Genomic DNA, 3,462 nt, shown 5'->3' with positions numbered 1-3,462 from the left:
TTTTAGCACCGTACGCCGCGTTTTTTCCCCGTGTTTGTAGTCGCCTGTCATAGGTATTCTTTCCTACTCAACCATGAAGAATAAGACATATATAAATCTTGCCCATAGATTTGATACAGGAGTGAATATGAGAATTCGCATGGTCGGTACGAGGCACAATTCAGAAATTCGGTTAGAAGATTCAACTTGATAGGATGGCAAGCAATACACAGATGGACATCGACGAACTTCGCGACGGACTCCGAGAGGCCGGACTTTCGACGTATCAAATCGATGCGTACGTTACCCTCCTCTCCCTCGGGAGCGCGTCCGCGACGTCTCTCGCTGAACAGGCGGATGTTCCGCGGTCACGGATTTACGACGTACTTCGGGACTTGGAGGAGGACGGCTACGTGGAGACATACAAACAGGACGCGCTGCGTGCGCGGGCCAGCGAGCCGACGGACGTACTCCAGAACCTCCAATCGCGGGCGGAAACCCTCACGAACACGGCCACCGAGATTCGAAAGCGGTGGCAGCAGGCTGGCGTAGGCGGCCATCGAATCAGCGTCCTCAAGCGGGTCGAGACGGTCATCGAACGGGCCGAGGAAGCGATACGAAACGCCACCAATCAGGTGCAACTGTCGGTGACGCCCGAACAGTATGAGGAACTCGCCCCCGCCCTCGAAACTTGCTACGAGAACGATGTCTTCGTCTCCGTGTCGCTCAACACGAGCCACGAACAACCGACGGATCTCCCGACCGACGAGGAGTTAGACGGCGTCGTCACGGAAGCGCGTCACCGCCACCTTCCCGCGCCGTTCCTCGCCCTCGTGGACCGGAAAATAACCTGCTTTGCACCGCACACCGACCCGATGGAGCGGTACGGTGCGGTGTTCGAAGACGAGACGCTCTCGTACGTCTTTCACTGGTATTTCGAGGCCGCACTTTGGGAATCGTGGCCCATCGTCCACACGAACCACAGCGAGACGCTTCCCGCCGAGTACGTGAACATCCGGCGCTGTATTCGAGACATCGCGCCGCTCCTCAAGGAGGGTGCGACCATCACCGCGACGGCTAGAGGCCGGGAGAGAGGGAAACGAAACGTCGTAGCGCTCACCGGGGAAATCACGGACGTACTGTACGCCAACGGTGACCTCCGGGACGCGACACAGACACCCTCGCTCTCCTCGCTTGCGGGACAGGCGACCATCGTCATCGAGACGGACGAGGGCGAATACGGTATCGGTGGCTGGGGTGCCGTGCTCGAAGACATGGAGGCTGACAGGATCATCATCGAAACAGTGAGTTACCCCGATGACGAGGAGGACACCTGATGCTTCCCGACGACTGTGCACTCGCCATGGATTCTGGCCGACAGGTGATCGTCGATTCGGTGGGGAACGTCACCTCCGAAACGCCCGAAACCGGGGTGTACGAGTCCGACCATCGGTACCTCTCCAGCCTTGAAATGGAGGTCGGAGACGGCGACGGGTGGACCGTCTTCGGTCGCGAGTCCCGTGACCGCGGCGTGACGACGACACTCGCCAGTGCGACCGTCGGAACCGGCCGTGGCGAGCAGCGATCGTGGACGCTCGGCAAACGCCTCGAACTGACGGCGACGGGTGTCACCGCCACGGTTCGACTCACGAACAACACCCAAACCGCGCGGGAAACCGAAATCATGTTCGACCTCACACCGGATTTCGGCCACGTCTTCGAAATTCCGGCGTTCTTCTCGCCACGGGAACACCAAAACAGACCGATAACCGTGGAAGAACGCTCGTCCGGATGCACGTTCGTAGGGACCCTCGCGGACGGGACGGAACGGCGGGTCGAGGTCGGGTCGGAGTCCGCCCTCGATGCCACCGTTGACAACGAGTCGGCGACGTTTTCGACCGCCGTGACGGTTCTCCCCGCATCGACGCACTCGGTCGAACTCGACATCGACCTCCCGGCCGGACGGCGGACACGCCCGAAATCGAGTCTGACGTCGATTGTCCGCAGTACGGACAACTCATAGAACGCGCCGCGGGAACGCTCGGCGCGCTGATGCTCCCGTGCGGCGTCCCGGCGGCGGGCGCACCGCGATTCCTCGCGCCGTTCGGCAGGGACTCGCTGGTCGTGAGTTATCAACTCCTGCCGTTCGATTCGGCCGTTGCGGAGCGAACGCTCCGGTTTTTGGCCGCGGAGCAAGGGACAGAAACCGACGATGCGACGCTCGAAGCGCCCGGCCGTATCATGCACGAGAAACGACACGGCGACCTTCCCGCCATCGGCGAAAGCGTTCGAACGCCCTACTACGGAACGATCGATGCGACGCCGCTGTTCGCCGCGCTATTTTCGGACACGATGGCGGAAACCGACGACGAATCGCTGTTCCATTCGGTGTACCCCCACGCCAAGGCGGCCGTCGAGTGGACGCTCGACGAACTGGACGAGGAAGGCCTTCTCTTCTACGAACCGCACGACCGCCCACTCGGGCTTTCCCATCTCGGATGGAAGGACAGCGCCAGGGCACTTTTACACCCGGACGGAACGCCTGCACAGGGGGCAATCGCTCTCGCCGAGGTACAGGGCTACGTGTTCCGCGCACTGACGCGGTTCGCGCCGCTCGCCGAGCGTGCCGACGATTCGCCGCTCGCGGCGGCGTGCGACGACGCCGCGAAAACGCTCGTCGAGACGTTCGAGGAACATTTGTGGCTTCCCGAGGAGGGGTGTTACGCGCTGGGCATCGACGACCGAGGCGTCATTCCGAGCGTGGCGTCGAATCAGGGTCACGCGATTTGGGGCGGGTTAGGAAGCGACGAGCGAGTCGCGCAGGTCGCGGAACGACTGACGAGCGACGACATGCTCACGTCGGCGGGCCTTCGAACGTTCGCGGCATCCCACGATTCGTTCGACCCGCTCTCGTACCATCGTGGGAGTGTCTGGCCGCACGATACGAGTATCGCCGCGATGGGGTTCGCGGAGCGGGGGTACCACGAAGCCGCCGAATCGCTCGCCGTGTCAGGGCTGACGGCACTGTCCGACACAGTTCGGGCGGACTTCCCGGACCGCTTCGGCTTCCCGGAACTCATGGTCGGCTTCGACAGGGACCTGTCGGTGGGGACGGTTCGCCACCCGGACGCGTGTATTCCGGCGGCGTGGAGCGCCGGGAGTGTGTTCGGCTTTCTGCAGAGCGTACGGAATTGGACCGGGGTACGGCAGACACGATAGCTGAATTGGTCCGGTAGTCACGCCGAGCGACGAACGACGACGAGGAGTATCGCCGCGATGCAGGTCACCCCGGCCAACAGCTCCCATCCGGTTCCGTAGCCCGACCGTTCGACCAGTATGCCGAAGACCGGCGGGGCGACGAGTCCGCCGACGTTGATGGCGGTCTGTCCGCCTGCCGTTGCGGCCCCGATATCGTCGTCATCGACGAGGTTGCTCAGACAGGATTTCATTTGTTGATCACACGAGTGCAGTCCTTGCTCGTGA

Annotated in this window: 3 protein-coding genes and 1 pseudogene; 3 read left to right on the top strand and 1 reads right to left on the bottom strand. The window is 62.2% G+C overall.

Annotated elements, in window-relative coordinates; all coding sequences use genetic code 11:
- Window positions 1–212 precede the first annotated feature (212 nt).
- Genes BG842_RS12115 through BG842_RS31575 form a run of 3 tightly spaced genes read left to right on the top strand, consistent with a single transcriptional unit; the run spans window position 213 to window position 3,198 of the window.
- On the top strand, window positions 213–1,316 hold the full coding sequence (locus BG842_RS12115; protein WP_069450927.1) for a TrmB family transcriptional regulator: 1,104 nt from the start codon (window positions 213–215) through the stop codon (window positions 1,314–1,316).
- Window positions 1,316–2,002, top strand: a complete 687-nt coding sequence (locus tag BG842_RS31580) for a glycogen debranching N-terminal domain-containing protein (RefSeq protein WP_254663117.1) — start codon at window positions 1,316–1,318, stop codon at window positions 2,000–2,002. The genes BG842_RS12115 and BG842_RS31580 overlap by 1 nt, the downstream gene beginning before the upstream one ends.
- A gap of 29 nt (window positions 2,003–2,031) precedes the next feature.
- Window positions 2,032–3,198 carry an amylo-alpha-1,6-glucosidase gene (locus BG842_RS31575; RefSeq protein ID WP_254663116.1) on the top strand — a complete coding sequence of 389 codons (1,167 nt, stop codon included), beginning with the start codon at window positions 2,032–2,034 and terminating at the stop codon, window positions 3,196–3,198.
- Between the two features lie 17 nt (window positions 3,199–3,215).
- On the opposite strand, the pseudogene BG842_RS12105 reads toward BG842_RS31575, so the two are convergent.
- Window positions 3,216–3,462, bottom strand: a pseudogene (locus tag BG842_RS12105) (MFS transporter); the annotation flags it as partial.

It is taken from the genome of Haladaptatus sp. W1 (genome assembly GCF_001723155.1).
GTDB classification, from domain to species: Archaea; Halobacteriota; Halobacteria; order Halobacteriales; family Haladaptataceae; genus Haladaptatus; species Haladaptatus paucihalophilus.
This window is presented reverse-complemented; position numbering and strand designations above follow the sequence as displayed.

Excerpts from the sequence above, each read along its gene's own strand:
- BG842_RS12115 (WP_069450927.1), top strand. The coding sequence starts at position 213 with ATGGACATCGACGAACTTCGCGACGGACTCCGAGAGGCCGGACTTTCG.
- BG842_RS31580 (WP_254663117.1), top strand. The coding sequence starts at position 1,316 with ATGCTTCCCGACGACTGTGCACTCGCCATGGATTCTGGCCGACAGGTG.
- BG842_RS31575 (WP_254663116.1), top strand. The coding sequence starts at position 2,032 with ATGCTCCCGTGCGGCGTCCCGGCGGCGGGCGCACCGCGATTCCTCGCG.